Source organism: Variovorax sp. P4_D9, assembly GCF_056401695.1.
In genome coordinates this window covers 1-3,429 of the sequence record NZ_JBFUIU010000900.1, presented here as the reverse complement: position 1 = coordinate 3,429, position 3,429 = coordinate 1, and the positions used below count along the sequence as shown (strand labels likewise).

4 protein-coding genes are annotated in these 3,429 nt (G+C 67.1%); 3 read left to right on the top strand and 1 reads right to left on the bottom strand.

What is annotated here, in order from left to right:
* Nucleotides 1–62 precede the first annotated feature (62 nt).
* Both AC1DY5_RS47940 and AC1DY5_RS47935 read left to right on the top strand, forming a co-directional pair.
* Nucleotides 63–614: a flavodoxin family protein gene (locus AC1DY5_RS47940; RefSeq protein ID WP_478121384.1), complete on the top strand. Its 552-nt coding sequence runs from the start codon at nucleotides 63–65 to the stop codon at nucleotides 612–614.
* 27 nt (nucleotides 615–641) lie between these two features.
* Nucleotides 642–1,556, top strand: coding sequence for a pirin family protein (locus AC1DY5_RS47935; protein WP_478121383.1), 915 nt, complete (start codon nucleotides 642–644; stop codon nucleotides 1,554–1,556).
* A gap of 3 nt (nucleotides 1,557–1,559) precedes the next feature.
* Here the strand turns inward: AC1DY5_RS47935 and AC1DY5_RS47930 are convergent, their stop codons facing one another.
* Nucleotides 1,560–2,345, bottom strand: coding sequence for a sulfurtransferase (locus AC1DY5_RS47930; protein ID WP_478121382.1), 786 nt, complete (start codon nucleotides 2,343–2,345; stop codon nucleotides 1,560–1,562).
* 62 nt (nucleotides 2,346–2,407) lie between these two features.
* Here AC1DY5_RS47930 and AC1DY5_RS47925 point away from each other — a divergent pair.
* On the top strand, nucleotides 2,408–3,429 hold a 1,022-nt coding region (locus tag AC1DY5_RS47925), incomplete at its 3' end, for a PHP domain-containing protein (RefSeq protein ID WP_478121381.1).

Here is a 3,429-nt window from a genome sequence, read left to right as displayed (position 1 = left end):
GTGTCGGGGCTGCGCCGGCCGGGCGATTACGATGCGCTGTTCGCGTTGACTAGGAAAAGTTCATGGCCGACATCGTTGTCGTTTTTCATTCGGGCTACGGCCACACGCAGCGCGTTGCGCAGGCGGTGGCCGATGGCGCGGATGCCCAGTTGCTGGCGATCGATGCCGAGGGCAATCTTCCGGCCCAAGGCTGGGAGATGCTGGCCGCGGCGGATGCGATCATCATGGGCTCGCCGACCTACATGGGCGGGCCGAGCTGGCAGTTCAAGAAGTTCGCCGACGCCTCCTCCAAGGTCTGGTACGTCCAGGGCTGGAAAGACAAGCTGTTCGCGGGCTTCAGCAACAGCGCCGCCATGAACGGCGACAAGGACGCCACGCTGACCTACCTGTGGCACCTCGCCATGCAGCACAGCGGCCTCTGGGTCAGCCTCGGGTTGATGCCGAGCAACACCAAGTCGGCGACCCGCGACTCGATCAACTACGTCGGCGGCTACAACGGCCTGCTGACCACCTCGCCCTCCGATGCGAGCCCCGCCGAGATGGCACGCGGCGATCTCGACACGGCGCGCGCATTTGGCGAACGGGTGGCCGCGGTGGCAAGATCGCGCAGCTGATTCCACAACCGCCCCACGGAGAACCCCATGACCGATGCGCTTCTGCTCCAACCGCATGACAAGGACCTGGGCGGCGGCTTCAAGGTGCGGCGGCTGCTGCCCTCGGCCAAGCGCCGCTCGGTCGGGCCCTTCGTGTTCTTCGACCACTTCGGGCCGGCCACCGAGGTGCCCGGCTCGGAGCACGACGTGCGCCCGCATCCGCACATCGGACTGGCGACTGTCACCTACCTTTTCGAGGGCACGATGATGCATCGCGACAGCCTCGGCAGCGTGCAGGAAATCCGCCCCGGCGCCATCAACTGGATGACCGCCGGACGCGGCATCGTGCATTCGGAGCGCAAGCCCGAAGCACTGCGCGAAGCCACCTACGTGAACCACGGCCTCCAGTTGTGGGCCGCACTGCCGCAGGCCCACGAAGAGGCCGAGCCCAGCTTCACGCACACCGCGGCGGCGGAAATCCCGGCCCTCGACGTGCAGGGCGTGCCGGTGCGGGTGCTGATCGGCGAGGCCTTCGGCGTTCGTTCGCCGGTGGCGACCTTTTCCAAGACCCTCTATCTCGATGTCGCGCTGCCGGCCGGCGCGCGTTTCGAGCTGCCGGCGCTGGCAACCGAACTCGCGGTCTACCCGGTCGACGGCGACATCACTCTCAATGGCGAGCCGGTGGCGCAGCATACGATGGCCACGCTGGCTGAAGGCCAGGGCGGCGTGCTGGCCGCGCAGGGCGCGGTGCGGCTGGTGGTGATCGGCGGCGAGCCGCTCGACGGGCCGCGCTTCATCACCTGGAACTTCGTCTCGAGCCGGCGCGAGCGCATTCTCGAAGCCGGCGCCGACTGGTCTGCGCAACGCATGGGCCATGTGCCCGGCGAAACCGAATTCATTCCGCTGCCGGGGCATCCGTTCCAGGTGCAGCAGGCACCAGACAGCGGCACGACGTTGGTCTGAAGCTCAGCTTTTTCGGGCCAGGTCCGGGTCTTCGGGCGCCCGCGCGCTGGCACGGTTCGAACGCGCGCTCAAGTCGGGCGCCAGGGACTCGCGGCCGTCGAACACGAAGCACTCGCCGTGGTAGTGCGCGCCGCCAACCTGGTCGAAGTACTTGAGGATCCCGCCTTCGAGCTGCAGCACGTCGGCCACGCCGGCTTCGCGCATCAGGATCGCGGCTTTCTCACAGCGGATGCCGCCGGTGCAGAAGCTCACGACGGTCTTGCCGGCGAACTGTTCCGCATGCTGGGTCAGCGCCTTCGGAAACTCGGTGAACTTGCTGATCCGCCAGTCGATCGCGCCATCGAAAGTGCCGTGATCGACCTCGAAAGCATTGCGCGTGTCGAGCAGGGCGATCGGCTTGCCGGCATCGTCGTGCCCCTGGTCGAGCCAGCGCTTGAGGGTCGGTGCGTCGACGCCCGGCGCCCGGCCCGCGGCCGGCTGGATCGCCGGATGGTCCATGCGGATGATCTCGCGCTTCAGCTTGATCAGCATGCGCCGGAACGGCTGCGCCTGCGACCAGCTTTCCTTGGCTTCGAGATCGGCGAAGCGCGGGTCGGCGCGCAGTTCGCCGAGAAAGGCGTGGACGTGGTCCTTTTTCCCGGCCAGGAACAGGTTGATGCCTTCGGGCGCCAGCAGGATGGTGCCCTTGAGCGCCAGCGAATGCGTGCGTGCACGCAGGTGTTCGCGCAGCTCGGCGCTGTCGTCGATGCCGACAAACTTGTAAGCCGCGATATTCAATATTTCTTGCACGGGGGGCGATTGTAGGGATGCCCACATCACATCGTGGAGGCGCCGCTTTCTACAATGGATGGATGTTCGTTCATCTGCGCCTGCACACCGAGTTTTCCGTCGTCGACGGCACCAACCGCATCGATGAAGTCGTCAAGGCCGCTGCGGCCGACGGCCAGCCTTCGCTGGCGGTCACCGACCTCAACAACCTCTTCGGCGCCGTCAAGTTCTACAAGGAAGCGCGTGGCAAGGGCGTCAAGCCAGTGCTGGGCGCCGAGGTGTATCTCGAAGGGCTGGGCGCAGAGCCCGGTGCGCTCACGCGCATCGTGCTGCTGGTGCAGAATAAGGAAGGCTACCTGCACCTGTCCGAGCTGCTGACGCGCGCCTGGACCCAGAACGTCGGCCGCGGCCAGGCCCAGGCGGCCTGCAAGCTGGCCTGGCTCGAAGAGCTGCAGGGCGGACTGATCGCGCTCTCGGGCGCGCAGACCGGACCGCTCGGCGCGCCGCTGCTGCAGGGCCAGGAAGAGCGCGCCGCGGAGATCGCACTTCAGTTGGCCGGCCTGTTCCCGCACCGCTTCTACATCGAGCTCCAGCGCGCCGGACGGCCCGAGGACGAGCCGCACGTGATCGCGGCCGTGAAGCTCGCCGCACGGCTGCGGCTGCCGGTGGTGGCCACGCATCCGGTGCAGTTCGCCACCGCTGACGACTACGAGGCGCACGAGGCGCGCGTCTGCATCTCCGAGGGCGAAATCCTCGGCAACCCGCGCCGGGTGCGCAAGTTCACGCGCGAGCAGTACTTCAAGTCGTCGGCCGAGATGGCCGCGCTGTTCGCCGACGTGCCAAGCGCGCTGGCCAACACGGTCGAGATCGCCAAGCGCTGCAACCTCACGCTGGTGCTCGGCAAGCCGCAGCTGCCCAACTTCCCAACGCCCAACGGCATGCCGATCGAGGAATACTTCCGGGTCGCCTCGTTCGAAGGCCTCGAGGAGCGGCTGGCGCACCTGTACCCCGATGCCGCCAAGCGCGATGCCGAGCGGCCGCGCTATGTCGAGCGGCTCGAGTTCGAGATCAACACGATCCTGAAGATGGGCTTCCCGGGCTACTT